Below are 24,350 nucleotides of genomic sequence, written 5' to 3'. Positions count from 1 at the left end.
CCGATGAGAGTGCTCGGCTTCGGCGACAACATCGTCGACCGGTTCGTCGACCGGGGCGTCGACTACCCCGGCGGCAACAGCGTCAACGTCGCCGTCTACGCCCGCAGGCTCGGCGCCGAGGCCGCCTACCTCGGGGTCTTCGGCGACGACGCCCTCGGCGGCTTCCTGCGCGAGGCGATCGCCGCCGAGGGCGTGGCGCTGGAGCGCTGCGTCGTCCGCGCAGGCGAGAGCGGGGTCTCCCGCCTGCGGGTGGACGACGGCGAGCGGGTCTTCCTGGGCTGGAACGGCGGCGGCGTCACCGTGCGCGAGCCGCTGGCGCTCGACGACGGCCTGCTCGCCTACGCGGCCGGCTTCGACCTGGTGCACTCCAGCGTGTACTCGCGCAGCGAGCCGGAGCTGCCCAAGCTGGCCGGGCTCGGCCCGCTGGTCAGCTTCGACCTGTCCAGCGAGGAGGAGTACCGCGGCCCGGCCTACCTCGACCGGGTGTGCCCGTACGCGGACCTGGTGCTGCTGTCCTGCTCCCACCTCGACGAGGACGCCACGGCGGACCTGCTCGCCGAGGCGGTGCGGCGCGGCGCCGGGATCGCGCTCGGCACCCGCGGCGTGGCGGGCGCGCTCGCCCACGACGGCCGGGACACGGTCGCGGCGCCCGCCCGGCTCGCCACGGCCGTCGTGGACACCATGGGCTGCGGCGACGCCTTCCTCGCCGGGTTCGCGGTGTCGCTGCTGGGCGACGGCTGGCGGGCGGGCGCCCGCGCCGGGTCCGCCATGATCGAGCGCGCGCTGCGCGGCGGCGCGGAGTCGGCGCGCGCGCAGTGCTCCGTCGAGGGCGCCTTCGGGCACGGCCGGCGCAGCCCTGTCACTAGCATGTGATGGGCTTGTCAGCGACGAGGGACGGGATGCATGCCGACTGACCGCGGCCAGGCGGGGCCGACGATCTCCGAGGTGGCGGCGGAGGCGGGCGTGGGCAGGGCCACGGCGGCCCGCACGCTCGGCGGCTACGGCTACGTCAGCCCCGAGCTGCGGGCCCGGGTGCTCGCGGCGGCCGAGAAGCTCGGCTACCGCGCCAACGCGCTGGCCCGCAGCATGTCCACCGGGGTCTCCCACACCCTGGGCGTCATCGTGGCCGACATCGGCAACCCGTTCTTCGCCGGGCTGCTGCGGGGCGTCTCCGACACCGCGCGGGCGCGCGGCTTCGACGTGATCGTGCTGAGCACGTACGAGAAGCTGGAGGAGGAGGTGGCGGCCGTCAACGTGCTCATCGACAAGCGCGTGGACGGCGTCATCGTCGCCTCGGCCGCGCTCGACCGCGAGCAGAGCGCCCACCTCATGGCGGCCATCGACCGGGGCATCCCGGTCGTGCTGGTCGACCGCGCGGTGTCGGCGCTCGACCTCGACGCCGTCGTCATCGACAACCGCGATGCCGCCCGCGAGGCGGTGGAGGTGCTCATCGCCGCCGGGCACCGGCGCATCGGCTTCGTCTGGGGGCCGCCGGTGGCCGAGGCGCCCGCCACCCGGCGGGAGATGGTGGCGGCGGCCGCCCGCAACCTGTGGACCGACGGCGAGCGGCTGCGCGGCTACCTCGACGCCCTGGACGACGCGCACATCCCGTTCGACCCGCGGCTGGTGATGGTCGGGCCGAAGACCGAGGAGCGGGTCGTCACCGAGGTCGGCCGGATGCTCGCGCTGCCCGACCGGGTCACCGCAGTGTTCTGCACCGAGACCGACGGCATGACCGGCTCGCTGCGGGCGCTGCGCCAGGCGGGGCTGTCCTACCCGGAGGACGTGGCGCTGATCGGGTTCGACGACAGCGCGTGGGCGGCGGTGATGGACCCGCCGCTCACCATGATCGCGCAGCCGGTGCACGAGCTGGGGGCGCGGGCGGCGCGGGTGCTGCTCGACGTCCTCGGCGGGGCCGAGCCCGCGCGCGAGCGGCACACGCTCCGCGCCCGCCTGGTCCAGCGCTCCTCGGTCGCGCCGCCCCGCCCGTGAGGCGGCCCCGAGCGCGTCGGCGTTCCGCCGGCGGCGCCTGGAGCTGCCGGCGTGAGTGGACCGCCCGGCCCGGGCCGGCCGTCAGTAGGTGGCGCGGCCGCCGCTGATGTCGTAGACGGCGCCGGTGGAGAAGCTGACCTTGTCCGAGGCCAGCCAGGCGATCAGCTCAGCGACCTCCTCGGGCCTGCCGACGCGGCGCATGGGGATGAGGCTCGTGATGTGGGCCAGCGCCTCGGGGGCGGTGGCGGCGTTCATCGGGGTCTCGATGACGGCGGGCGCGACGGCGTTGACCAGGACGCCGCTGGTGGCCAGCTCCTTGCCGAGCGACTTGGTCAGCGCGATGACGGCGGCCTTGGAGGCGGAGTAAGGGGCCATGTTCGGGTTGCCGTCCTTGCCGGCCATGCTGGCGAGGTTGACGACGCGGCCCCAGCCGCGCTCGCGCATGCCGGGCACGAACGCGCGGCAGGTGTGGAAGGTGCCGTCCACGTTCACCGCGAACGTGCGCCGCCAGCCGTCCAGCGGCAGCTCCCACAGGGGTGCGTTGGGCCCGATGACGCCGGCGGAGTTGACCAGGATGTCGACCGGGCCCACCTCGTCGGCGGCGGCCTGGACGGCGGCCGGGTCGGTGACGTCCACGACCAGGTCGGCGCCGCCGGCCACGTCCAGGGTGACCACCTTGACGCCGTCGGCCGCGAGGCGGACGGCGGCGGCCGCGCCGAGGCCGCTGACGCCGCCGGTGATGAGGGCGGTGCGGGACATGGGCGGTCCTTTCAGTGGGATTCGCGGGGGACGGCGTCGCCGCTGGAGCCGACGAGGAAGTCGAGGTCGGCGCCGGTGTCGGCCTGCCGGACGGTCTCGACGTAGAGGCGCTGCCAGCCACGGGACGGGCGGGCGAACGCGGCGGTCATCTCCGGGGACGGCTCGCGGGCGGCCAGTTCCTCGGCGGGGATGTCGATGTCGAGCCGTCTCCCGGGAACGTCGAGAATGATCATGTCGCCGGTGCGGACCAGGCCGAGCGGCCCGCCGGCGGCGGCCTCGGGCGCGACGTGCAGGACGACGGTGCCGTACGCGGTGCCGCTCATCCGGCCGTCGCAGATGCGCACCATGTCGCGCACGCCCTGGGCGAGCAGCTTGGGCGGCAGCGGCATGTTGGACACCTCGGGCATGCCGGGGTAGCCCTTGGGGCCGCAGCCGCGCAGCACCAGCACCGAGTCCGGGGTGACGTCGAGGTCGTCGATGCGGGCGTGGAAGTCCTCGATCGAGTCGAAGACGACGGCGGGGCCGCGGTGCCGGAGCAGGTGCGGCGAGGCGGCGGCGGGCTTGATCACGGCGCCGTCGGGGGCGAGGTTGCCGTACAGGACGGCGATGCCGGCGTCCTGCTGGAGCGGCTGCCGCCGGGAGCGGATCACGTCGCGGTCGTGGACCGCCGCCCCGTCCAGGGCCTCGACGAGCGGGCGGCCGGTGACGGTGATCGCCGCCGGGTCGAGCAGGTCGCGCACCTCGGCCAGCACCGCGTGCAGGCCGCCGGCCCGGTACAGGTCCTCCATCAGGTGCCGGCCGGCGGGCTGCAGGTCCACGAGCAGGGGGACGCCGGAGCCGGTGCGGTCGAAGTCGTCCTGGGTCAGCTCGACGCCGAGCCGCCCGGCGATGGCCAGCAGGTGCACGACGGCGTTGGTGGAGCCGCCGAGCGCGGCCAGCGCGACGATCGCGTTCAGGAACGAGCCGCGCGTCATGACGTCGGACGGGCGGCGGCCGTCGGCGATCATGCCGACGATGAGGCGGCCGGTCTCGTGAGCGCCTTCGAGCAGGCGGCTGTCGGCGGCGGGGGTGCCGGCCAGGCCGGGCAGGGTCATGCCGAGCACCTCGGCGAGCAGGCCCATGGTGGAGGCGGTGCCCATCGTGTTGCAGTGGCCCTTGCTGCGGATCATGGACGACTCCGAGCGCAGGAAGTCGGCCTGGCTGAGGGTGCCGGCGCGGACCTCCTCGCTGAGCTTCCACACGTCGGTGCCGCAGCCGAGCGGCGCGCCCCGGAAGGTGCCGGTGAGCATCGGCCCGCCGGGGACGACGACCGCGGGCAGGTCGACCGAGGAGGCGGCCATGAGCAGCGCGGGGATGGTCTTGTCGCAGCCGCCGAGCAGCACGACGCCGTCGATCGGGTTGGCCCGCAGCATCTCCTCGACGGCCATCGCCGCCATGTTGCGCCAGAGCATCGCGGTGGGGCGCACGTTCGTCTCGCCGAGGGACACCACCGGCAGGTTCAGCGGGACGCCGCCCGCCTCCCACACGCCGTGCTTGACGTGCTCGGCGACCTCGTCGAGGTGCATGTTGCAGGGGGTGAGGTCGGAGGCGGTGTTGGCGATCGCGATGTGCGGCCGGCCGTCGAAGGCGTCGGACGGCAGCCCGCGCCGCATCCACGCCCGGTGGATGTAGGCGTTGCGGTCGCCGCCGGCGTACCACTGGGCGCTCCGGCTTCCCGGCATGGCCATCACCCTTTCCGTTAATTGGAATTTCGCTCCGGTGCGTGAAACCCAGACGGAGAATACACCGTGGGAAAAACTTCCGTTTCATGGAATGGTGATCTAATCTGCGGAACGTGATGCGCATCGGCGCGCCCGGCGCGCGCCCCCACCAGATCCCCGTCGTCGGACCCCGCTAGATGCGCGCCCTGGTCCTGACCGGCCCGGGAAAGGCCGAGGTCCACGAGGTCGAGCCGCCCGCCGCCGCGCCGGGCGAGGTAGTCGTGGACGTCGAGCGGGCCGGCGTGTGCGGCACCGACGTCGAGCTGTTCACCGGCGGCATGAGCTACCTGCGCACCGGCCGCTCCTGGTACCCGCTGCGCCCCGGCCACGAGTGGTGCGGGCGGGTCAGCGCGGCCGGCGAGGGCGTGGACCCCTCCTGGCTCGGGCGGCGCGTCACCGGCGACACCATGCTCGGCTGCGGCCGTTGCGGCCGCTGCCGGGCCGGCCGCCACCACGTGTGCGCCGAGCTCGCCGAGCTCGGCATCAGCCGGGGCCGCCCGGGCGCGCTGGCCGAACGGCTCGCGGTGCCCGCCACCGCCCTGCACCCCCTGCCGGACGCCGTGGACGCCACGCTCGGGGCGCTCGTCGAACCCGGCGGCAACGCGTTGCGGGCCGTGCGCGCCGCGGGACTGGAGGCGGGCGATCGGCTGCTGGTCCTGGGCACCGGCACGATCGGCCTGCTCACGGCGCTGTTCGCCCGGGCCGCCGGAGCCGAGGTGCACCTGATGGGGCGCGACGAGCACGGTCTCCGCCTGGCCGCGAGCCTCGGCTTCGCCGGCGCCTGGACCCGGGGGTCGCTGCCGGCCCTGCCGTGGGACGCCGTCATCGACGCCTCCAACGCGCCCGAGCTGCCCGCGCTCGCGGCCGCCCTCGTCGAGCCCGGCCGGCGGGTGGTCTGCATCGGCCTGGCCGGGACCCCGTCCACGATCGACACCCGCGACCTGGTGCTCAAGGACGTCACCGTCGTCGGCGTCCTCGGCGGCTCGGCCGGCCTCGCCGGAGCGATCGCCGCCTACGCCTCGGGCTCGGTGGACGCCCGTCCCCTCGTCGCCGCGACGGTCGGCCTCGCCGGGACCGCCGGCGTCCTGGCCGGCCGCCGCCCGCCCGGCGCCGGGCCCGGCCCGAAGATCCACATCGACCCCCGCCGCTGAGGCGCAGGCCGCGGCCGGCGGCCTGCCGCCGTCAGCCGGTGCCCAGCCATGCGGACGCGGACGCTGACGTACTGGCCGGGCCGGGCGGGCGGGACCGGGGCGTCGTCGGCCGGGCGCAGCAGGAACGAGACCGTCTCCGCCGTTTCCTCCCGGCGCTCGACCACCCGCCAGCGGCGCAGGGTGTCGCCGCCCCGCACGCCGGCGGCCGCGTAGATGCGCGCCTCCAGCGCGATGAGCGCGCCGGCCATCAGCCAGTACACCTCGTCCCAGGCAGCGGCCACTTCCGGGGTGACGGCCATGGTGGCCCGCGAGTTCGGGCCAGGCACCAGGGTAGGAGCCCAAGGGCGGCCGATCATGAGGCCGAAGGTCCGTGGCGGCGGGGGTCGAAGTCCTGATGATCAGCGGGCGGACGGCCCGGTCATCCGGGTTCCGGCACGGGACGGGAGCCTGCTTCGTCGTCTCCGGCCGCGGGGGCCTCTCCGGTGAAACGGCGCAGCTCCGGGCTGAGCCCGGCCACCGCGGCGGTCAGGCCGAGCAGCCCGCCCAGCGCGACGAGCGCCCCCGCGCCGCCCAGCGCCGCCGCCAGCGCCCCGCCGAGCACCGGCCCCAGAGGCTTGAGCGCCGTCCCGCCCATGCTCAGGACCGCGCCCATCCGGCCGAGCATCGCCTCCGGCACCAGCCGCGCGACGACCACGTTCATCACCACGTTCAGCGCGGGCGTCGACAGGGTGACGAGCACCAGCGGGATCATCGGCCACCACGTCCCCCAGGGCAGCGCCGTGGCCGCCAGCGCCGCGCCGAAGACCGCCACGACGGCCGGCAGCAGCCTGCCGGGCGGCAGGAGCCTGCTGACGCGGCCCGACAGCAGCGCACCGGCCAGCCCGCCGGCACCGAGACCGGCCAGGACCGTGCCGGTGACGCGCGCGTCGCCGCCGCGCTCGCCGACGAGCACGATCAGCGGGATGAGGAACGCCCCGCCCAGCAGGTTGAGGACCATCACCGCCGCGGTGACCTCCCGCAGGCCGGGCCGGCGCCACAGCCAGGCGACGGCCTCGGTCGCTTCCCGGCGCATGCCGCGCGGCCGCTTCCCGCCGTCCTCCGGTACGGGGGCCCGCGGCTCGTCCGCCGGGCGGCGCGGCACCTTCGCGCCGACGTAGCAGAGCGTGGCGGCGAGGAACGTGACGGTGTCGGCGACGAAGGGCACCGCCCGCCCGAGGCCGTACAGCAGGCCGCCGAGCGGCGGGCCGAGCAGCCCGGCCGCGTGGGTACGGGCCTCCTCCTGCGCGTACGCGCTGTGCAGCTGCTCCGGGGGGACGACGCCGCGGATCGCCGTGTCCCGGGCGGGTCCGGTGAACGCGGCGCACAGCCCGTCCAGCACCGCGAGCGTCACGAACTGCCAGACCTGCGCCCGGCCGGTGACGACGAGCACGGTCAGCAGCGCGGAGACGACCGTCTGGAGGCCCTGCGCGGTGATCAGGGTGCGGCGGCGGTCCCAGCGGTCCACCCACACGCCGGCCGGCAGTTGCACGGCGAGGAAGCCGACGGTCCGGGCCCCGGCGACCAGGCCCGCCGACCCGGGCGAGCCGGTGAGCGCCAGCACCAGCAGCGGCATGGCGAGCCTGGTGAGCTCCGACCCCAGCGCGGAGACCGCGCTGCCGGCCCACAACAGCTGGAAACGCGCGTTCCTGCGCAGCGGGACGAGGTCGGTCACGAGCTTCTTCTCCGTGGCGGCTCCGTGGCGGCTCCGTGGCGGCTCCGTGGCGGGCGGGGCCCGGGGTGGCGATGGTCCACAATAGCCGTCATGTCCGCCATGCCGGAGAAGCCGCCCGAGACCGCCTTCTCGCCCCGTCTCAACGACTACGACCAGATCGCCGAAGGGTACACGGCCGAGAACGACACCAGTCTCGTGAACGCCTACTACGAGCGGCCCGCGATGCTGGACCTCGCCGGCGACGTGGCCGGCCGGCGCGTCCTCGACGCCGGCTGCGGCTCCGGCCCCCTGTTCGCCGCGCTGCGCGATCGCGGCGCGATCGTCACCGGCATCGACGCGAGCGCCGGCATGCTGGAGCAGGCCCGGCGGCGGCTCGGCGCCGACGCCGACCTGCGGGTCGCCGACCTGGGCGCTCCCCTGCCCTTCCCCGACGACGCGTTCGACGACGTCGTCGCGTCGCTGGTGCTGCACTACCTGAAGGACTGGGGGCCGGCGCTGGCCGAGCTGCGGCGCGTGCTGAGGCCCGGCGGCCGGCTCCTCGTCTCGGTCGACCACCCCTTCGTCATCACCCTCACGCAGTGCATGGCCGGCGAGAAGCCCCAGTACTTCGAGATCCGCAACCGGGTCGAGGAGTGGACCATGGGCGGGCAGACCGCCCGGTTGAGCTTCTGGGACCGTCCGCTGCACGCGATGACGGAGGCCTTCACCGCGGCCGGCTTCCGCATCGGCGTCATCAGCGAACCGCCGTTCGTGCCGGAGGCGCGCGAGCTGTTCCCCGAGGAGTTGCGCGGGCGCACCGGCACCCGGTTCCTGAGCTTCCTGTTCTTCGTCCTCGAAGCCGCCTGACGGCACCCCCGGCCCGCGCGCGACGCGTCAGGAGGTGGTGCAGCGCTGCCTGAGCTGGTCCTTGCGCACCTTGCCGAGGTCGTTGCGGGGCAGGGCCGGGGCGAGGAGCAGGCGGGTGGGCAGCTGCCAGCGGGACATGCCGCGCCCGGTCAGGTGGTCGCGCAGCTCCTTCAGGGACGGGGGCGGGTCGGCGGCGGGGACGACGACGGCGCACGGCAGCTCGCCGTGTTCGGCGCTGGGGTAGCCCACCAGGGCCACGTCGGCGACGCCCGCGTGCTTGCGCAGGCCCTCCTCGACGTCGTGGACGGGGATCATGCTCGCGCCGGGGCCGGAGATGCGGTCGGCGGCGCGGCCGAGGTACTGCAGGCCGCCGCGCCCGTCGTCGCGGACGAGGTCGCCGGTGTCGTACCAGCCGTCGTGCTCGCGCGGCAGCCAGACCGGGCGGCCGGTGTCGCGCCGGAAGGTGCCGAGGCAGACGGAGGGGCTGCGGACGGCGAGCCGCCGCACGCCGGGCCCGGCGCCGGGCTCGTCCCGCAACCGCACCTCGACGCCGCGGCGGGGCGTGCCGATGCTGCGGCCGGGCCAGCCGGGCGGGTCGGCCGCGCTGGTGCCGAGGCCGCCGCCGGTCTCGGTCATCCCCCAGCCGTTGACCAGCTCGGCGCCCAGGTGCTCGCGGATCAGCAGCGCGTCCGCGACCGTCAGCGGCGCGGCGATGCTGTTCAGCCTCCGCAGCTCGGTGAGCGGCCGCGGGCGCAGCCGCTGCTCGGCGGCCAGGTCGCGGAGCAGGCGCGGGATGGCGGTCATGGACGTGGCCCGGTGCTCGGCCAGCAGGGCGAGCCAGCGTCCCGGGTCGGGGCTGTCGCTGATCAGCACGCGGCGGCGGCGCAGGACGGTCTCCAGCACGATCTTCCGGTAGCCCGCGGGGACGCCGATCACGCTGGCGACCGCGACCGGGTCCTGGACGGGGCCGTCGGTGCGGGAGATGGCCGCGTACATGGTGTTGGAGCTGTGCAGGACGCCGAGGGCGTCGCCGGTCGTGCCCGAGGTGAAGGCCACCAGCGCCACCTCGTCGGCGCTCAGCGGAGTCGGCGGCGGGAGCGGGCCGCGCGCGCCGCGCAGCCGGGCGTCGAAGTCGACGGCGGCGGTGGCCGCCGCGTCGCCCAGGACCACGCGATGGCGCAGCCCGGGCAGCCCGGTGGCCGCCTCGGCCAGGACTCCGGCGTGCTCGACGCCGTCCCAGCGGTCCACGGTGACGCACACGGCCGCGCCGCAGACGCGCAGCCTGCGGCGCAGCTCGTGCGCGCCCATGCCGAGCTTGAGCGGCAGCACGACCGCGCCGAGGTGGGCGCAGGCCAGCGCGAGCGCGACGGTCTCCCACCAGTTGGGCAGCTGGAAGGCGACGACCTGGCCGCGCCGCACGCCCAGCGCGTGCAGGCCGGCGGCGAACCGGTCGGCCCGCTCGCCCAGTTCGCCGTACGTCAGCGTGCGCGCCCGCTCCCTGCGGTGCGCCGACGAGGCGATGAGCGCGACCTGGCCGGGGACGGCGGCACGGGCGCGGGCGAGGTCGTCGACGACGGTCTCGTCGCGCCAGTGGCCGACGGCGCGGTGACGCGCCGCGGTGACCGGATCGGGGTGGACGGTGGTGGCCAGCTCGCGCAGTTCGGCGTTCACGGCCCGGCACTTCCTCTCCTTTGTCTGGCGCTGACAAGGAGATACTACCCAAAGTAATCATCAGGTAACGTTTGGTTACGCAGTCGGCGCGGGGCGCGCCACCACCGAAAGTCCCCGTCTCGCGGTGCCCTTCGGCCTCATGATCGGAGTCCAAGCGCTCCGGCGCGCCCGCCCGTACGGCGAGATGCTGGACCCGACCGCCCGAGACGAGTCCTGAGGTGACCCAGATGACCGACACGGTCGTGGATGTGCCGGCTGCCGTCAACGAGATGATCGACACCCTGGTGGGCAACGCGCTCAAGGCGCTGGACGAGTACGCGGCGTTCAGCCAGGAGCAGATCGACCACATCGTCAAGAAGGCGTCCGTCGCCGCGCTCGACGAGCACGCGGCGCTCGCCGACCTCGCCGTGCGGGAGACCGGGCGCGGGCTGTTCGAGGACAAGGCGGTGAAGAACATCTTCGCCTGCGAGCACGTCACCAACAGCATGGCCGCGCTCAAGACCGTCGGCGTGATCTCGCGGGACGACATCAGCGGGATCGTCGAGATCGCCGAGCCCGTCGGCGTGGTCTGCGGGATCACCCCGGTGACGAACCCGACCTCCACCACGGTCTTCAAGGCGCTGATCGCCCTGAAGACCCGCAACCCCATCGTCTTCGCCTTCCACCCCTCGGCGCAGCGCAGCAGCGCCGAGGCGGCGAGGATCGTCCGGGACGCCGCCGTCGCGGCGGGCGCCCCCGAGCACTGCGTGCAATGGATCGAGGAGCCGTCCCTCGCCGCCACGGGGGCGCTGATGCGGCACGACGGGGTGTCCACGATCCTGGCGACGGGCGGCAACGGCATGGTGCGGGCGGCGTACTCGGCGGGCAAGCCGGCGCTCGGCGTCGGCGCGGGGAACGTGCCCGCGTACGTCGAGCGCTCCGCCGACCTGCGGCGGGCCGTCAACGACATCGTGCTGTCCAAGACGTTCGACAACGGCATGATCTGCGCCTCCGAGCAGGCGGTGATCATCGACGCGGAGGTGTACGACGAGACGCTGGCCGGGTTCGGCGCGCTGCACGCCTACCGCGCCGGCGCCGAGGAGAAGCGGAAGCTGGAGGAGCTGCTGTTCGGCGCCGGCGCGTCCGGCGAGTCGTGCGCGGAGGCCAGGCTCAACCCCGACGTCGTCGGCCGGCCGGTGACCTGGATCGCCGAGCAGGCCGGGTTTCAGGTGCCTGACGACACCTCGGTGATCCTCGTCGAGGTCGGCCAGGTCGGCCCGGCCGAGCCGCTGACCAGGGAGAAGCTGTGCCCGGTGCTGGCGGTGCTGCGCGCCGGCGGCCACGAGGAGGGCATCGGGCTGGCCGAGCGCATGGTGGAGTTCGGCGGCCTCGGGCACAGCGCCGCGATCCACACCCGGGACGAGCGGCTGGCCGAGGAGTTCGGGCGGCGCGTCAAGGCGGTGCGGATCATCTGGAACGCCCCGTCGTCGCAGGGCGGCATCGGCGACATGTACAACGCCTTCATCCCGTCGCTGACCCTCGGCTGCGGCAGCTACGGCCGCAACTCGGTCTCCCACAACATCTCGGCGGTCGACTTGCTCAACGTCAAGCGGATCGGCCGGCGGACCAACAACCTCCAGTGGTTCAAGATCCCCTCCAAGATCTACTTCGAGCCGCACGCGATCCGCTACCTGGCCGACATGCCCGGCGTGCACCGGGTGAGCATCGTCACCGACGCGACCATGACCAGGCTCGGCTACGTCGACCGGATCATCACGGTGCTCGGCCGCCGTCCGCAGCGGGTGGCGTTGCAGATCATCGACGACGTGGAGCCCGAGCCGAGCGTCGCGACCGTGGACCGGGGCGCCGAGCTGATGCGGCAGTTCCGCCCCGACACGATCATCGCGCTCGGCGGCGGCTCGGCCATGGACGCGGCCAAGGTGATGTGGCTGCGCTACGAGCACCCCGAGGTCGTCTTCGCCGACCTGCGGCAGAAGTTCTTCGACATCCGCAAGCGCGCCTTCAAGTTCCCGCCGCTCGGCGACCTGGCCCGGCTGGTCTGCGTGCCGACCACCTCGGGCACCGGCGCGGAGGTGACGCCGTTCGCGGTGATCACCGACACCGCGACGGGCAAGAAGTACCCCCTCGCCGACTACGCGATGACGCCGAGCGTCGCCATCGTGGACCCGCACCTGGCCGCCGACCTGCCGCCGGTCGTCACCGCCGACAGCGGGTTCGACGCCCTCACCCACGCCGTCGAGGCGTACGTGTCGGTCTACGCCAGCGACTACACCGACGGCCTGGCCCTGCACGCGATCAAGCTGATCTTCGCCAACCTGGCGGACGCCGTGCGGCACGGCGCCGCGGCCCCCCGGGCGCGCGAGCGGATGCACAACGCGGGCACCATCGCCGGCATGGCGTTCGGCAACGCCTTCCTCGGCATCGTCCACGCCATGTCGCACACGCTCGGCTCGACGTTCCACATCGCCCACGGCCGGACGAACGCGGTCCTGCTGCCCCACGTGATCCGCTACAACGGCACGACCCCGGCCAAGCTGTCCGGCTGGCCCAAGTACGAGCACTACCGGGCCCCCGAACGGTTCCAGGAGATCGCGCAGGCGCTCGGGCTCCCCGCCGCCACCCCGGCGCAGGGCGTCGAGTCGCTGGCCGCCGCGGTCGAGCGGCTGCGGGACGCCGTCTCGATCGAGCCGTCGTTCCAGGCCCTCGGCGTCGACGAGGAAGCCTTCCTGGCCGCGCTCCCCCAGCAGGCGCGCAACGCCTACGAGGACCAGTGCGCGCCGGCCAACCCGAGGATGCCGATGCTCGACGACATGCGGGCGCTGATGCGGGCCGCGTACTACGGCGCCGGCGGCCGGCCGGCCGGTCGCCCGGCTGCTGAGCAGCCGGACGCCCGGCCGGCGGCAGGAGATCAGACGCCGAACGCCGCCGCGTAGCGGATGACGCCGCTCGGCACCGGCTTCGCGGGGTCGAGGGCGAGCGCCATCATGTACTTGTCCTCGACGTCGAAGGGCGGGCGGATGCCGTACCCGGAGGCCGGGGTGAAACCGAAACGCGGGTAGTACTCGGCGTGGCCGAGCACGACCACCAGGTTCTCGCCCTGCTCGCGGGCGGCGCGCAGCGCGGCCCGGATGGCGGCCGAGCCCGCGCCCCGCCGCTGGTGCTCGGGCCGGACGGCGCACGGGCCGAGGGCGAGGGCGGGTGCGTCGCCGACGTGGCAGCGGGTGAGCAGCGCGTATCCGGCGAGCTCGCCGCCGGGGGCCGCGGCCAGCCAGGACAGGCCGGGCAGCCACGCCCGCGGGTCGGCCCGCAGCGCCTCGACGAGGTCCGCCTCGTGCGGGCTCGGGAAGGCGGCCAGGTTGATCTCGCGGATCGCCGCGACGTCGGCGGGGCTCTCGGGACGGGTGAGGTAGGTGGAGGTCATGGCGGGGTTCGTCTCCTCGTGGGGGTGGTCCTCGTGCGGGTCAGTGCGGTGCGGGCCGGTCATGGCTGCCGGTCCCGGAACCTGTAGGTGGCGCGCAGGTGGCCGGTGATGGCCTTCTGCCGGTCGGCGCGACGACGGCGACCGTGTCGACGTTGGCCGCGAGCACCTGTCCGTGGGAGGACCTGGACGCCGACGAGCGCACGATCGCGCTGTGCCGGGGCAGCAGCGCCACCAGGTGCGGCTCGGCGCCGGGACGCAGCGCGGCCCAGTCGCCGGTGCAGGGCGTCAGGAGCGGATCGGGCGGGTACGGCGCGGCGAACGTGGCCCGGACCGGGCCCGACGCGGTGATCGCGGTGCACAGGCCGCGGTCGACCCGGGAGACGCGGGCCGGCACGAGGCCCGCTTCGTAGTGTGCGGCGAAGGTGTGATCGAGTGCGTCGGTCCACCCGTACCGGGACAGGCCGGATGGATCGGTGAACGTGTGTGACAACGTGAGACCCTTGCGATGAAGGGGCCTCGACGAGACGCGGGCATCGCTCCGCCCGGCGCGGAAGGCCGGGAGAGGAGAAAGGTCAGACCGGGACCCGGGACGTGAGGTTGATCCGGGTGCTGCGTACGGCAGCGGCCTTCACCGCGGTCATCGAACCTCACCCCCCTTCCACACCGGTCTCACTACGAACGCTGGAAAGCTTAGCACCGCGACCGGGCAGTCAGCCGGGCACGGCGGCGGCGAGGGGCCGCCGGTCGAGGCCCCGGTCGCCGAGGGCGCAGCGGCACGCTTTCCCTCCTTGACAGCGATCCGGCCCTCCCTTCCCTTCAGTAGTTGCGAATCGCCATCACCGGGCGGGACGGAAGGGAGGCGGGCTCGTGCTGAAGCAGGTCGCGGAGGGCGTGCTGGTCCACGAGAGCGGGTTCGTGCAGAGCAACGCCGTCGTGGTGCAGGGCCCGGCCGGTGTGCTGCTCATCGACCCCGGGGTGACCGAGTCCGAGCTCGGCTGCCTCGCCGACGACCTTCGCGAGCTGGGCCGGCCCGTCGTGGCGGGGTTCTCCAGGCCGGACGCGGCCGCGAAGGCCCGCATCGCCGAGCACCTGCGCGAGACGGAGATCGCCGGGCAGGTGCCGCTGGACCTGCTCGGCCTCATCACCGGCTTGCCCGCCGGAACCACGCACATCCCCTGGGACGGCCTCCGGGTCCGGATCATCGAGCACCAGGCGCACGCGCCGGGCCACGCGGCGCTGCTGATCGAGGAGCGCGGCGTCCTCGTCGCGGGCGACCTGGTGTCCGACGTCCTGGTCCCGATGCTCGACCTCGACGCGGCCACGGACCCGATCGAGGACTACCTCGCCGCGCTGCGCCTGATCGAGGACGTCGCGGGCGGCGTCGGGACCGTCGTCCCCGGCCACGGCTCCGTGGGCGGGCCCGGCGCGCTGCGGGCCCGGATCGACCTGGACCGGGCGTACGTGCTCGCGTTGCGCGACGGCCGCGCCCCCGACGACCCGCGCGTCGGCCCGTCGGCCAGGCCCGGCTGGGAGTGGGTGCGCCACGTGCACGAGGGCCAGCTCCAGCGCCTCGCCCGATGAGGCGGCCCGCCCGATGAGGCGGCCCGCCCGCGTCGTGGCGGCTCGGGGCGCACCGGGATCCCCGGCGTTGACAGCCGGACAGACGTCGTGCGCGCTTTCCCCGGCAACGCCCGACGCCGGGGCACCGGGCAACAGGGTGCCGGCGAGGAACTGCACGGCCGCCTTTCTACCCTTAAACTCTACCTGAAATGAAGGGTTAGAGGAGGGACGGCTGATGAGCTCCCAGCTGCTCTGGTACATCCCCAACCAGGCCAGGCCCGGCCACCGCGGCGACGACGTCGTCGCCGGCCACAACAGCCTGGAGAACCTCACCGCCCAGGCCAGGGCCCTGGAGGAGCACGGCTGGGACGGCGCGCTCCTCGGCACCGGCTGGGGCCGGCCCGACACGTTCACGGTGGCCGCCGCGCTGGCGGCGCGCACGACGACGTTCCAGCCGCTGATCGCGATCCGGCCCGGCTACTGGAGTCCGGCCCACTTCGCCTCCGCCGCCGCCACCCTGGACCACCTCACCGACGGCCGGGTGCTGGTCAACGTCGTCTCCGGCGAGGACCACCCGGCGGCCTACGGCGACGTCCCGGCCGGCCGGGAGGCCCGCTACGCCCGTACCGCGGAGTTCATGCGGATCGTCCGCCGGCTGTGGACCGAGGAGGACGTCACCTACTGCGGCGAGCACTTCCACGTCACCGGCTCCACCGTGCAGCCGCGGCCCGCCGCCCGAGCGGCCCGCCGGCATCCGCCGCTCTACTTCGGCGGCGCCTCCACCGCCGCGGAGCGGGTCGCCGCCACCGAGGCCGACGTGCAGCTCTTCTGGGGCGAGCCGCTCGGCGACGTCGCCGAGCGCATCGAGCGGCTGAGGCGGCTCGCCGACCGGCTCGGCCGCGAGCTCCCTCCGCTGGAGTTCGGCCTGCGCGTCACCACCGTCGTCCGCGACACCGCCGCGCAGGCGTGGGCCGACGCCGAGGCCAGGGTCGCCGCCATGGCGCAGGGCCGCGTCGCCCGCGACGTGAACTGGACCGCCGCCGCCGGCCAGCAGCGCCTGCTGGGCCTGGCCGCGCGGGGCGAGGTGCTCGACCGCAACCTCTACACCGCCCCCGGCCGGTACGGCGGCGCCGGCGCGGCCACCACCTGGCTGGTCGGCTCGGCCGCGGACGTGGCCGCGTCCCTGCGCGACTATCAGGCTCTCGGCATCACCCATTTCATCCTGTCGGACACTCCCTACCTGCCGGAGCTGGCCCGCCAGGGCGACCTGCTCCTTCCGCTGCTGCGGCCTCGGCCAGGCCCCACCGCTCCAGCACCTGCCGGTACGTGTCGTTCTCGGTGACCGTGTTCAGGGCCTCGTGGAGCGGCCGGACCAGGTCGAGCAGGCGACTTCGCCGCGTACCGCGTCGACCGGCTCGCCCGGCAGGTGCCCGACGCCATCGGTCTCGCCGCCGATGAGGGCGGTGTCGTCGGTGGCCGGGGACACCAGCGGCGTGAGCAGCACCGAGCGCACCACCGACAGCGCGAACAGGTACCGCCCGCCGCCTCCCACTTCCCGGGCGGGGGCCTGCGCTCCGGGCACCGTCGTGGGCCCCCATAAAGTCAACATTTCCTACTGGCTTTGCATGTTATGCTGGCCGCCATGGACCGCGCCTTCTCCCCTCTGGCCGCCCTGGCCGCCGCCGCGCTCGCCCTGACGGCGTGCGGCGCCGCCCGGCCGGCCGCCGCCCCTTCCGCCGCCTCCGGCAAGTCCGTCATCCTGATCACGCCCAACCCGGTGGGGACCAACAGCTTCCTGCAGCTCAGCGTCGAAGGCGCGAAGGCCGCGGCGAAGGAGATCGGCGCCTCGTTCAAGCTGTACGAGAGCAAGGACCCGGCGAGCATCGCGCAGAACCTCGACGCCGCCGTCCGGGCCAGGCCCACCGTCGTCGTCGGCGTCAGCTTCTCCTTCGACGACCTGTTCGCCACCGTGCCGAAGCAGCATCCCGGCCAGCAGTTCCTCCAGGTCGACTCGTGCGCCGAGAACCAGGCCCCCAACCTGACCTGCGTGTCCTTCCGCGAGCACGAGGCGGCGTACCTGGCCGGGGTGGAGGCGGGCCTGCTGACCCGGAGCGGCAGGCTGGGCGTGGTGGCCGCGCTCGACTCGCCGTTCGTGCACCGCTGGATCGACCCGTTCTTCGCCGGCGCGAAGGCCGTCAGGAGCTCCGTCACCGGGACGCCGCTCTACGTCGGCGGCAGCAACCCGTTCAGCGACCCGGCCCGCGCGAAGTCCCAGGCCCAGACGCTCACCGGTCAGGGCGCCGACATCGTGGCGGCCGCCGCGTCCGCCGGCAACCAGGGCGTCTTCGAGGCCGCCGCGGCCGCCGGCGCCAAGGCGTTCGGCGTGGACGTCAACCAGTGCGCGCAGCGCCCCGGCACGATCATCGACAACGTGCTCAAGCACGTCGACGTCGCCGAGCGCGCGGCCATCGCCGACATCGCGGCCGGCCGGGGCGGCGGCGTCAAGGTGTACGGGCTCAAGGAGGGCGGCGTCGGCGTGAACGCCCTCGGCGACGACCTCGCCTCCTCCGGCTGCGCGGTGGCCGCCAGCCCCGACGTGGTCGCCAAAATCAAGCAGGTCCGCGACGACATCGTGGCCGGCAAGACCGTCGTCGCCGACCCGCTGGGCGGATGAGCGGCGCTCAGGCGGCCGGCGGCGTCGCGGCGGTCGAGCTGCGGGGCGTCACCAAGCACTTCGGCGAGGTACGGGCCAACGACGGCGTCGACCTCGCCGTGCGGCCCGGCGAGGTGCACGCCGTCGTCGGCGAGAACGGCGCCGGCAAGTCCACGCTCATGTCCATCCTGTACGGCCTGCACCGCCCCGACGCCGGCCAGGTGCTGCGGGCCGGGACGCCGGTGCGGCTGCGTTCCCCCGCCGACGCCATCGCGCACGGGCTCGGCATGGTCCACCAGCGTCTCCAGCTCTTCCCCGGCCTGAGCGTGGCGGAGAACGTGGTCATCGGCGCGGAGCCGCTGCGGCGCGGCCTGCTCGACCGGACGGCCGCGCGCCGGGCCGTGGCCGAGCTGGCCGCGCGCCACGGCCTCGGCGTGGACCCGGCGGCCCGCGTCGGCGACCTGCCGGTCGGGGTGCGGCAGCGGGTGGAGATCCTCAAGGCCCTCCACCGCCGGGCCGAGGTGCTGATCCTCGACGAGCCGACGGCCGTGCTCACGCCGGGCGAGGCCGAGAGCCTGTTCCTGATGGTGCGCAGGCTGGCGGGCGAGGGCGTGTCGGTGCTGCTGGTCACGCACAAGCTGGAGGAGGTCCTGGCCGCGAGCGACCGGGTGACGGTGCTGCGCGGCGGCCGGGTGACCGGCCGTTTCGACACCGCCGCCACGACGGCGGACGAGCTGGTCCGCGCGATGCTCGGCCGCTCGCTCGGCGCGCCCGCGGACGGGCCGTCCCCCTCCCGCGCCGGCGGGCGCGAGACCGGGGCGACGCTGCTGGAGGTGCGGGAGCTGAGCGTCCGCGACCACGACGGCGTGCCCGTCCTGGACCGGGTGTCGTTCGAGGTGCGGGCCGGGGAGATCGTCGGCCTGGCGGGCGTGGCGGGCAGCGGGCAGCGCGAGCTGGTCGACGCCGTCACCGGGCTCGGCAGGATCGACGCCGGCGAGGTGCTCCTGGAGGGACGGCGAGCCGGCGGCGGGCGGGACCGGCGCGTGGCCTACGTGCCCGCCGACCGGGCGGGCCGGGCGACCGCCCCCGAGCTGTCGCTGGCCGAGAACCTGCTGATGGGCGGCCAGCGCGGCTTCCTCCTGCGGCCGGCGGAGGTGCGGCGGCGGGCCGCGGACCTGGCCGCGCGGTTCGGGATCCGCGCCGCCTCGGTGCGGACGCCCATCGCGCACCTGTCCGGCGGCAACGCGCAGAAGGCGGTGCTGGCCAGGGAGCTGTCCAGGGACACGCCGGTGCTGGTCGTGGAGGAGCCGACGCAGGGCGTGGACGTGGGAGCCCAGGAGCAGATCCACGCGCTGCTGGCCGGGGCGCGCGACGCGGGACGGGCCGTGCTGGTGCAGTCGAGCGAGCTGTCGGAGCTGCGGGCCCTGGCCGACCGGGTGCTGGTCCTGTTCGGGGGCCGCGTGGTCGCCGAGCTGCCGGCGGCCGAGGCCACGGACGAACGTCTCGGCACCGCGATGACCGGCACCGCCATGACCGCCACCGCACCCCCTGACACCGCACCCCCTGACACCGCGTCCCCCGCCACCGCGTCCCCCGACGCCGATCCCCCTGGTGGCGGGGGCGACGAGAGGAGTCCCCGATGAGCCGGGCCGCGACCGCGCCCCGCGCCCCGTCCGCCGGCGGGGCCGCCCGCCGGCCCGGGTGGGCGGCGGCGCGGCGGGCGGTCCTGTCCCCCGCGCTGCTGTCCGTGGCGGGCGCGCTGGCGCTGACCACGCTCGTCATGGCCGCGGCCGGGGCGGACCCGTCGCTCGCCTACCCGGCGCTGGTGCGCGGCGCGCTGCTGGACGGCAACCTGGAGTACACCCTCGCCGCGTACGTGCCGACGCTGGGCATGGCGGTGGCCTTCGCCGTCCCGCTGCGCGCCGGCGAGTTCAACCTGGGCGGCGACGGCCAGCTCTCGCTGGGCGGCATCACGGCGGCCGCGCTCGCCCTGCACGCCGGCGGCTCGTACGCGCTGCCGCTCGCGGGCGCCGCGCTGGCGGGGGCGCTGCTGGCGGGGCTGTCCGCGCCGCTGCGGACCCGGCTCGGCGTGCCGGCGATCGTCAGCACCCTGCTGCTGAGCGCCCCGGCGGTGTCGCTGGCCTCCTACCTGGCCAGGTTCCCGCTGGCCGAGCCGGGCACGGGCCTCGCGCAGACCCCGCTGCTGCCGGAGGCGGCGCGGCTGCCCGCGCTCGGCGGCAGCTCGTACGTGACGCTCGCCCTCCCGCTGGTCGCCGTCCTGACCGCGCTGTGGCTGCCGGCCGACACGCGCACGGTCCCGGGCTACGAGATCCGCGCGCTCGGCGCGAACCGCGAGTTCGCCCGCTACGGCGGCGTCCGCGTGGACCGGCTGGCGACGGTGACGATGGCCGCGGGCGGCGCGTTCGCCGGGCTGGTCGGCGGCCTGATCGTGCTGGGCCCGCCGTACCGGTTCGTGGACGGCGCGCTGACCGCGCCCGGCTACACCTTCACCGCCGTCGCCGCGGTGCTGCTGGCCGCCGGCCGGCCGCTCGCGGTCCCGGGGTCGGTGGCGCTGCTGACGATCCTGCAGGCGGGCGGGCAGGGCATGGAGCGGGAGGCGGGCGTGCCGAGCCAGCTCACCCAGATCGTCCAGGGCCTGATCATCGTGATCGTCGCGGTGGCCGCCGTGGTGCGGGCGGCGAGGAGGCGCGGATGAGCGCGTTCCTCGCGGCGGTGCTGACCGCCACCGCGCCGGTCGTGCTGGCGGCCCTGGGCGGGCTGCTGTGCGCGGCGGCCGGCGTCTTCAACATGGCGCTGGAGGGCCAGCTCCTCTGGGGCGCCTTCACGGCGGTGCTGACCAGCCACGTGACGGGGAGCGCGTGGGCGGGGGTGGCGGGCGCGGTGCTCGCCACCGCCCTGTACGCCCTGCTGCTGTCGGTGCCCGTGGTGACCTTCCGGGCCGACCCGGTGGTGGTCGCGGTCGGCACGAACCTGCTCGCGCTCGGCCTGACGGCCTTCCTCATGCGGCAGGTGTTCGGCAGCGGCGGCACGTTCAGCTCGCCCGAGCTGGCCGGGCTGCCGACGCTGGCCGCGCTGGGGCTGGGGGCGCCGGTGCTGGGGCCGCAGTCCCCGCTGGTTCCCGGCGCGTTCGCGCTGGTGGCGTGGGCGGGGTGGTGGCTCGGCCGCACCCGGTCCGGGCTGCGGCTGCGCGGCATCGGCGAGCACGCGGAGGCGGCCGGCGCGATCGGGCTGCGGGTGCGGCGCTACCGGCACGCCGCCGTGCTGGGCGCGGGGGCGCTGTGCGGGCTCGGCGGGGCGCAGCTCGCCCTGGGCAACGTGACCCTGTTCAGCGAGGGCATGAGCGCCGGGCGGGGGTGGGTGGCCGTGGTGGCGGTGATGCTGGCCGGCGCCCGGCCGTGGCTCGGGCTGGGCGCCTGCCTGCTGTTCGGCGCGGCCGAGGCGCTCGGCTTCCGGTTGCAGGGGCTCGGGCTGCCGCAGCAGGCCGCGGACGCGGCCCCGTATCTGATCACGCTGCTGGCCCTGGTGGTGGCCGCGGCGGCACGCCGGAAGGAGAGGACGGCATGAGCGATCCGCTGCTCGCGGCGTCGGTGCGGTACGCGGCCGACGGCGCGGTGGAGATCCTGGACCGCCGCGTCTACCCGTTCGAGGTGAGCTGGGTGCGCTGCGCGACCAGCGAGGACGTGGCGGTGGCCATCGAGCGGATGGTGACGCAGAGCTCGGGCCCGCTGTTCGCGGCCACGGCCGGGCTGGTGCTGGCCGCGCGCCAGGCCCGCCGCGACGGGCCGGAGCAGGCGGCGGCGCGGCTGCGCTCGGCCGGGGCGCGGCTGGTGGCCACCCGGCCGACGAACAACCACATCAGGGACGCCGTGCACGCCGTCCTGTCGGCGGCGCTGGGCGGCGACCCGCTCGCCGGGGACGCGCTGGTCGCGGCGGTCGAGGCGGCGGCCCGGGCGCACGAGGACGGCTACCTCGCCCGCAGCGCCGCGCTCGGCGCGCACGCCGCGACGCTGCTGGACGACGGCTCGCGCGTGCTCACGCACTGCTGGGCGGACGCGTACCTGATCGCGACCGTGCGCGCGGCCGAGGCGGCGGGCAAGCGCCTGGAGTTCGTCTGCACCGAGACCCGCCCGTACCTGCAGGGCGCCCGGCTGACCGCGGCGACGCTGGTGGAGATGGGCTACCGGCCCACGCTCATCACCGACGGCATGGTGGCCGCGGTCCTGGCGGACGGGCTGGCGGACGTGGCGCTGACCGCCGCCGACCGGGTGACCCTGGACGGCCACGTGATCAACAAGGTCGGCACGCTCGGCGTGGCATTGGCCGCCCGGGCCTTCGGCGTGCCGTTCCACGCGCTCGTGGACGCCCCGGACCCGCAGGCGCCGACGGCCGCCGACGTGGTCATCGAGCGGCGCGACGGCGACGACGTGCTGCACGCGCTCGGCGTCCGCACCGCCGCCGAGGGCGTGACCGGCTACTACCCCGCTTTCGACGTGACCCCGCCCCACCTGGTGACCCGCATCGTGACCGAACGCGGGATCCACCTGCCGAACGACGTGAAGGAGAGCCTGTGAGACGCGTCGTGGTCGACACCGACACCGGCATCGACGACGCCCACACCCTGCTGTACCTGGCCGGCCGCCCGGACGCCGAGATCGTCGCGATCTCCTCGGTGTACGGCAACTGCACCGAGGAGGACGCCACCCGCAACATCGGCGTCGTCACCGGCCTGCTCGGCCTGGACGTGCCCGTCGCCAGGGGCGCCGCCGCGCCGCTCCGCGGCCCCGCCCACATCGCGGGGTACGTGCACGGCAAGGACGGCCTGGGCGACCTCGGCCGCGACCGGCCGCTGCCGCGGGTGAGCGCGGAGTCCGGGGCCGAGCTGCTGGTGCGGCTGGCCGCCGAGCAGCCGGGCGAGCTGGACCTGCTGGCGCTGGGCCCGCTCACCAACCTGGCGCTGGCCCTGCGCCTGGACCCTGAGCTGTTCACGAAGTACCGCTCGGTGGTGGTGATGGGCGGGTCCGGCCCCTACGCCCCGCCCGGCACCCTCCTGATGATCGACGCGAACGTCAACAACGACCCGGAGGCCGCGCGGGCGGTCTTCGCCGCGCCGCGCCGCGAGCTGGTCATGGTGGGCGTGAACGTGACGGCGGGCACCATCCTGGACGAGCACGCCATCGCCGCCCTGCGCGCCCGCGCCACGCCGGTGGCCCGCTTCGCAACCGGCATCCTGGACGCCTACCTCGACTTCTACCAGAACGAGTGGGGCCGCAGGATCATCCCGCTGCACGACCCGCTCGCCGCCGGCATCCTGCTGGACCCCTCGTTCGCGACGGCGTGGGCGGAGGGGCCGGTCAACGTGCGCGGCGACGGCTTCCTGCACCGGGCCCGGCTCATGCGCACGCACGACGGGCTGCCCCCGGCCTTCCCGTACGAGCCCGCCCCCGGCACCCGCGTGGTGACCGCGGTGGCCGCCCGCCGGTTCGTGGCCGACTTCGTGGAGGTGCTGACCCGGTGACGGCCATCGTGCTCGACATCGAGGGGACGACCAGCTCGACCGAGTCCGTGCACGTCGGGCTGTACGCCTACGCCCGGCCCCGGCTCGGCCCGTACCTGGAGGCGCACCGCGAAGAACCGGCCGTGCGGGCGGTGCTGGCCGAGATCGGCGCCGCCACCACGGAGGAGGCGGTCAAGGCGCTGCACGCCTGGATGGACGGCGACGTCAAGGCCACGCCGCTGAAGACCTTGCAGGGCCGCATCTGGGCGGAGGGGTTCGCGGCCGGGGAGCTGACCTCGCACTTCTTCCCCGACGTGCCGCCCGCGCTGCGCGCCTGGCACGCGGCGGGGCACCGGCTGGCGGTGTTCTCCTCCGGCTCGGTGGCCAGCCAGCGGCCGTGGTTCGCCCACTCCCCGTACGGGGACCTGTCGGCGCTGGTCGGCGACTGGTTCGACACGGTCAACGCCGGGCCGAAGCGGGAGGCGGGCTCGTACGCGCGGATCGCGGCGGCGCTCGGCGGGCCCGGCGCGCCGCTGTTCCTGTCCGACGTCCCGGCCGAGCTGGACGCCGCCGCGGCGGCCGGCTGGCGCACCGCCGGCGTGCGCAGGCCGGGCGAGCCGAACGCGACCGCCCCGTTCGGGCCCCACCCCGTCATCGCGACCTTCGAGGAGATCGACCTATGAGCGTGGACACGACCCCGGCCGCCGAGCAGGTGCACGCGGCCGGCGCGCGGCTGGCCGTGGAGGCGACCCGCTTCACCTCCATCGGCTGGATGCGCGGCACCTCCGGCAACATCTCCGAGGTGGTCTCCCGCGAGCCGCTGCGGCTCGCCGTCACCGCCAGCGGCCTGGACAAGGGCGAGCTGCTGCCCACGGACGTGGCCGTCGTGGGGCCGCGCGGCGAGGCGGTCGCGGTGGCGGGGGTTGCGCCGCTGCGGCCGTCGGCCGAGGCCGGGCTGCACGCCCGGGTGGCCGCGCTGACCGGGGCGGACGCGGTGGTGCACGTGCACGCCCTGAACGCGGTCGTGGCCGGGCACCGCTGGCCGGGCGGCGTGCTGCTGCGGGACGTGGAGACGTTGAAGGGCATCGGCCGGCTGGCCCACGACGACGAGGTCACGATCCCGGTCATCGGCAACAGCCAGGACATGGACGAGCTGGGCGACCGTTTCGAGGCCGCCTTCGACCCGCGCACGCCGGCGGTGATCGTCGCCGGGCACGGCCTGTACGCGTGGGGGACGGACCTCAAGCACGCCCGGCACGTCACCGAGTGCGTGGAGTGGCTGCTGTCCTACAAGCTGGCCGTCTCCTGAGC

Annotated in this window: 22 protein-coding genes and 1 pseudogene; 15 read left to right on the top strand and 8 right to left on the bottom strand. The window is 75.2% G+C overall.

Annotated features, from left to right (window positions below; genetic code table 11):
- The first annotated feature begins 3 nt into the window (after nt 1–3).
- Together MF672_RS32305 and MF672_RS32300 are read left to right on the top strand one after the other, a co-directional pair.
- Nucleotides 4–873: a PfkB family carbohydrate kinase gene (locus MF672_RS32305; protein ID WP_242380297.1), complete on the top strand. Its 870-nt coding sequence runs from the start codon at nt 4–6 to the stop codon at nt 871–873.
- A gap of 30 nt (nt 874–903) precedes the next feature.
- Nucleotides 904–1,992 (top strand): LacI family DNA-binding transcriptional regulator, encoded by a 1,089-nt coding sequence (locus MF672_RS32300; protein WP_242380295.1) that lies wholly within the window; start codon nt 904–906, stop codon nt 1,990–1,992.
- Nucleotides 1,993–2,073: 81 nt separating this feature from the next.
- Here the strand turns inward: MF672_RS32300 and MF672_RS32295 are convergent, their stop codons facing one another.
- Together MF672_RS32295 and MF672_RS32290 are read right to left on the bottom strand one after the other, a co-directional pair.
- Nucleotides 2,074–2,751, bottom strand: coding sequence for an SDR family NAD(P)-dependent oxidoreductase (locus MF672_RS32295; protein ID WP_242380293.1), 678 nt, complete (start codon nt 2,749–2,751; stop codon nt 2,074–2,076).
- 11 nt (nt 2,752–2,762) lie between these two features.
- On the bottom strand, nt 2,763–4,472 hold the full coding sequence (locus tag MF672_RS32290; protein WP_242380291.1) for an IlvD/Edd family dehydratase: 1,710 nt from the start codon (nt 4,470–4,472) through the stop codon (nt 2,763–2,765).
- 176 nt (nt 4,473–4,648) lie between these two features.
- Between MF672_RS32290 and MF672_RS32285 the strand changes: the two genes are divergently transcribed.
- Complete coding sequence (locus MF672_RS32285; protein ID WP_242380290.1) at nt 4,649–5,662, top strand: zinc-dependent alcohol dehydrogenase; 1,014 nt, start codon at nt 4,649–4,651, stop codon at nt 5,660–5,662.
- 47 nt (nt 5,663–5,709) lie between these two features.
- On the opposite strand, the pseudogene MF672_RS32280 reads toward MF672_RS32285, so the two are convergent.
- Both MF672_RS32280 and MF672_RS32275 read right to left on the bottom strand, forming a co-directional pair.
- A pseudogene (locus MF672_RS32280) lies at nt 5,710–5,958 on the bottom strand (hemin transporter); the annotation flags it as partial.
- Nucleotides 5,959–6,080: 122 nt separating this feature from the next.
- Nucleotides 6,081–7,373 carry an MFS transporter gene (locus MF672_RS32275; protein WP_242380289.1) on the bottom strand — a complete coding sequence of 431 codons (1,293 nt, stop codon included), beginning with the start codon at nt 7,371–7,373 and terminating at the stop codon, nt 6,081–6,083.
- A 90-nt stretch (nt 7,374–7,463) separates the two neighbouring features.
- Between MF672_RS32275 and MF672_RS32270 the strand changes: the two genes are divergently transcribed.
- Nucleotides 7,464–8,219: a class I SAM-dependent methyltransferase gene (locus MF672_RS32270; protein ID WP_242380288.1), complete on the top strand. Its 756-nt coding sequence runs from the start codon at nt 7,464–7,466 to the stop codon at nt 8,217–8,219.
- 27 nt (nt 8,220–8,246) lie between these two features.
- On the opposite strand, the gene MF672_RS32265 is transcribed toward MF672_RS32270, so the two are convergent.
- Entirely contained in the window at nt 8,247–9,890 is a 1,644-nt protein-coding gene (locus tag MF672_RS32265; protein WP_242380286.1) for an AMP-binding protein, read from the bottom strand.
- A 227-nt stretch (nt 9,891–10,117) separates the two neighbouring features.
- Between MF672_RS32265 and adhE the strand changes: the two genes are divergently transcribed.
- The gene (gene adhE, locus MF672_RS32260) at nt 10,118–12,823 is read left to right on the top strand and encodes a bifunctional acetaldehyde-CoA/alcohol dehydrogenase (protein WP_242380285.1); all 2,706 of its coding nucleotides are present in this window, start codon (nt 10,118–10,120) and stop codon (nt 12,821–12,823) included.
- On the opposite strand, the gene MF672_RS32255 is transcribed toward adhE, so the two are convergent.
- Complete coding sequence (locus tag MF672_RS32255; protein WP_242380327.1) at nt 12,799–13,311, bottom strand: GNAT family N-acetyltransferase; 513 nt, start codon at nt 13,309–13,311, stop codon at nt 12,799–12,801. The genes adhE and MF672_RS32255 overlap by 25 nt on opposite strands.
- A gap of 40 nt (nt 13,312–13,351) precedes the next feature.
- A complete protein-coding gene (locus tag MF672_RS32250) occupies nt 13,352–13,801 on the bottom strand; it encodes a ribosome small subunit-dependent GTPase A (protein ID WP_242380284.1) in 450 nt (149 codons plus the stop codon).
- 377 nt (nt 13,802–14,178) lie between these two features.
- Between MF672_RS32250 and MF672_RS32245 the strand changes: the two genes are divergently transcribed.
- On the top strand, nt 14,179–14,892 hold the full coding sequence (locus MF672_RS32245) for an MBL fold metallo-hydrolase (RefSeq protein ID WP_242380283.1): 714 nt from the start codon (nt 14,179–14,181) through the stop codon (nt 14,890–14,892).
- A gap of 214 nt (nt 14,893–15,106) precedes the next feature.
- Nucleotides 15,107–16,213, top strand: a complete 1,107-nt coding sequence (locus MF672_RS32240) for an LLM class flavin-dependent oxidoreductase (protein WP_242380282.1) — start codon at nt 15,107–15,109, stop codon at nt 16,211–16,213.
- Nucleotides 16,214–16,219: 6 nt separating this feature from the next.
- Here the strand turns inward: MF672_RS32240 and MF672_RS32235 are convergent, their stop codons facing one another.
- Nucleotides 16,220–16,453 (bottom strand): hypothetical protein, encoded by a 234-nt coding sequence (locus MF672_RS32235; protein ID WP_242380281.1) that lies wholly within the window; start codon nt 16,451–16,453, stop codon nt 16,220–16,222.
- Nucleotides 16,454–16,513: 60 nt separating this feature from the next.
- On the opposite strand from MF672_RS32235, the gene MF672_RS32230 reads away from it, so the two are divergent.
- Genes MF672_RS32230 through mtnB form a run of 8 tightly spaced genes read left to right on the top strand, consistent with a single transcriptional unit; the run spans nt 16,514 to nt 24,348 of the window.
- Nucleotides 16,514–17,545: a BMP family ABC transporter substrate-binding protein gene (locus MF672_RS32230; RefSeq protein WP_242380279.1), complete on the top strand. Its 1,032-nt coding sequence runs from the start codon at nt 16,514–16,516 to the stop codon at nt 17,543–17,545.
- Entirely contained in the window at nt 17,542–19,167 is a 1,626-nt protein-coding gene (locus MF672_RS32225) for an ABC transporter ATP-binding protein (RefSeq protein WP_242380278.1), read from the top strand. The genes MF672_RS32230 and MF672_RS32225 overlap by 4 nt, the downstream gene beginning before the upstream one ends.
- Nucleotides 19,164–20,240, top strand: coding sequence for an ABC transporter permease (locus MF672_RS32220; protein ID WP_247815514.1), 1,077 nt, complete (start codon nt 19,164–19,166; stop codon nt 20,238–20,240). Before MF672_RS32225 ends, MF672_RS32220 begins: the two co-directional genes overlap by 4 nt.
- Nucleotides 20,237–21,109 (top strand): ABC transporter permease, encoded by an 873-nt coding sequence (locus MF672_RS32215; RefSeq protein WP_242375747.1) that lies wholly within the window; start codon nt 20,237–20,239, stop codon nt 21,107–21,109. The genes MF672_RS32220 and MF672_RS32215 overlap by 4 nt, the downstream gene beginning before the upstream one ends.
- Entirely contained in the window at nt 21,106–22,116 is a 1,011-nt protein-coding gene (locus MF672_RS32210; RefSeq protein WP_242375748.1) for a s-methyl-5-thioribose-1-phosphate isomerase, read from the top strand. Before MF672_RS32215 ends, MF672_RS32210 begins: the two co-directional genes overlap by 4 nt.
- Complete coding sequence (locus tag MF672_RS32205) at nt 22,113–23,060, top strand: nucleoside hydrolase (protein WP_242375749.1); 948 nt, start codon at nt 22,113–22,115, stop codon at nt 23,058–23,060. The genes MF672_RS32210 and MF672_RS32205 overlap by 4 nt, the downstream gene beginning before the upstream one ends.
- On the top strand, nt 23,057–23,722 hold the full coding sequence (gene mtnC, locus MF672_RS32200) for an acireductone synthase (RefSeq protein ID WP_242375750.1): 666 nt from the start codon (nt 23,057–23,059) through the stop codon (nt 23,720–23,722). The genes MF672_RS32205 and mtnC overlap by 4 nt, the downstream gene beginning before the upstream one ends.
- Nucleotides 23,719–24,348, top strand: coding sequence for a methylthioribulose 1-phosphate dehydratase (mtnB, locus tag MF672_RS32195; RefSeq protein WP_242375751.1), 630 nt, complete (start codon nt 23,719–23,721; stop codon nt 24,346–24,348). Before mtnC ends, mtnB begins: the two co-directional genes overlap by 4 nt.
- The last annotated feature ends 2 nt before the right edge of the window (nt 24,349–24,350 follow it).

It is taken from the genome of Actinomadura luzonensis (genome assembly GCF_022664455.2).
Lineage (GTDB): Bacteria > Actinomycetota > Actinomycetes > Streptosporangiales > Streptosporangiaceae > Nonomuraea > Nonomuraea luzonensis.
This window is presented reverse-complemented; position numbering and strand designations above follow the sequence as displayed.

What these genes read in the sequence shown, in the direction of transcription:
- MF672_RS32285 (WP_242380290.1), top strand. Translation starts at nt 4,649, where the DNA reads ATGCGCGCCCTGGTCCTGACCGGCCCGGGAAAGGCCGAGGTCCACGAG.
- MF672_RS32210 (WP_242375748.1), top strand. Translation starts at nt 21,106, where the DNA reads ATGAGCGATCCGCTGCTCGCGGCGTCGGTGCGGTACGCGGCCGACGGC.
- MF672_RS32230 (WP_242380279.1), top strand. Translation starts at nt 16,514, where the DNA reads ATGGACCGCGCCTTCTCCCCTCTGGCCGCCCTGGCCGCCGCCGCGCTC.
- MF672_RS32225 (WP_242380278.1), top strand. Translation starts at nt 17,542, where the DNA reads ATGAGCGGCGCTCAGGCGGCCGGCGGCGTCGCGGCGGTCGAGCTGCGG.
- MF672_RS32295 (WP_242380293.1), bottom strand. Translation starts at nt 2,751, where the DNA reads ATGTCCCGCACCGCCCTCATCACCGGCGGCGTCAGCGGCCTCGGCGCG.
- adhE (WP_242380285.1), top strand. Translation starts at nt 10,118, where the DNA reads ATGACCGACACGGTCGTGGATGTGCCGGCTGCCGTCAACGAGATGATC.
- MF672_RS32290 (WP_242380291.1), bottom strand. Translation starts at nt 4,472, where the DNA reads ATGCCGGGAAGCCGGAGCGCCCAGTGGTACGCCGGCGGCGACCGCAAC.
- MF672_RS32255 (WP_242380327.1), bottom strand. Translation starts at nt 13,311, where the DNA reads ATGACCTCCACCTACCTCACCCGTCCCGAGAGCCCCGCCGACGTCGCG.
- MF672_RS32220 (WP_247815514.1), top strand. Translation starts at nt 19,164, where the DNA reads ATGAGCCGGGCCGCGACCGCGCCCCGCGCCCCGTCCGCCGGCGGGGCC.
- MF672_RS32305 (WP_242380297.1), top strand. Translation starts at nt 4, where the DNA reads ATGAGAGTGCTCGGCTTCGGCGACAACATCGTCGACCGGTTCGTCGAC.
- MF672_RS32270 (WP_242380288.1), top strand. Translation starts at nt 7,464, where the DNA reads ATGTCCGCCATGCCGGAGAAGCCGCCCGAGACCGCCTTCTCGCCCCGT.
- MF672_RS32240 (WP_242380282.1), top strand. Translation starts at nt 15,107, where the DNA reads ATGAGCTCCCAGCTGCTCTGGTACATCCCCAACCAGGCCAGGCCCGGC.
- MF672_RS32300 (WP_242380295.1), top strand. Translation starts at nt 904, where the DNA reads ATGCCGACTGACCGCGGCCAGGCGGGGCCGACGATCTCCGAGGTGGCG.
- mtnB (WP_242375751.1), top strand. Translation starts at nt 23,719, where the DNA reads ATGAGCGTGGACACGACCCCGGCCGCCGAGCAGGTGCACGCGGCCGGC.
- MF672_RS32215 (WP_242375747.1), top strand. Translation starts at nt 20,237, where the DNA reads ATGAGCGCGTTCCTCGCGGCGGTGCTGACCGCCACCGCGCCGGTCGTG.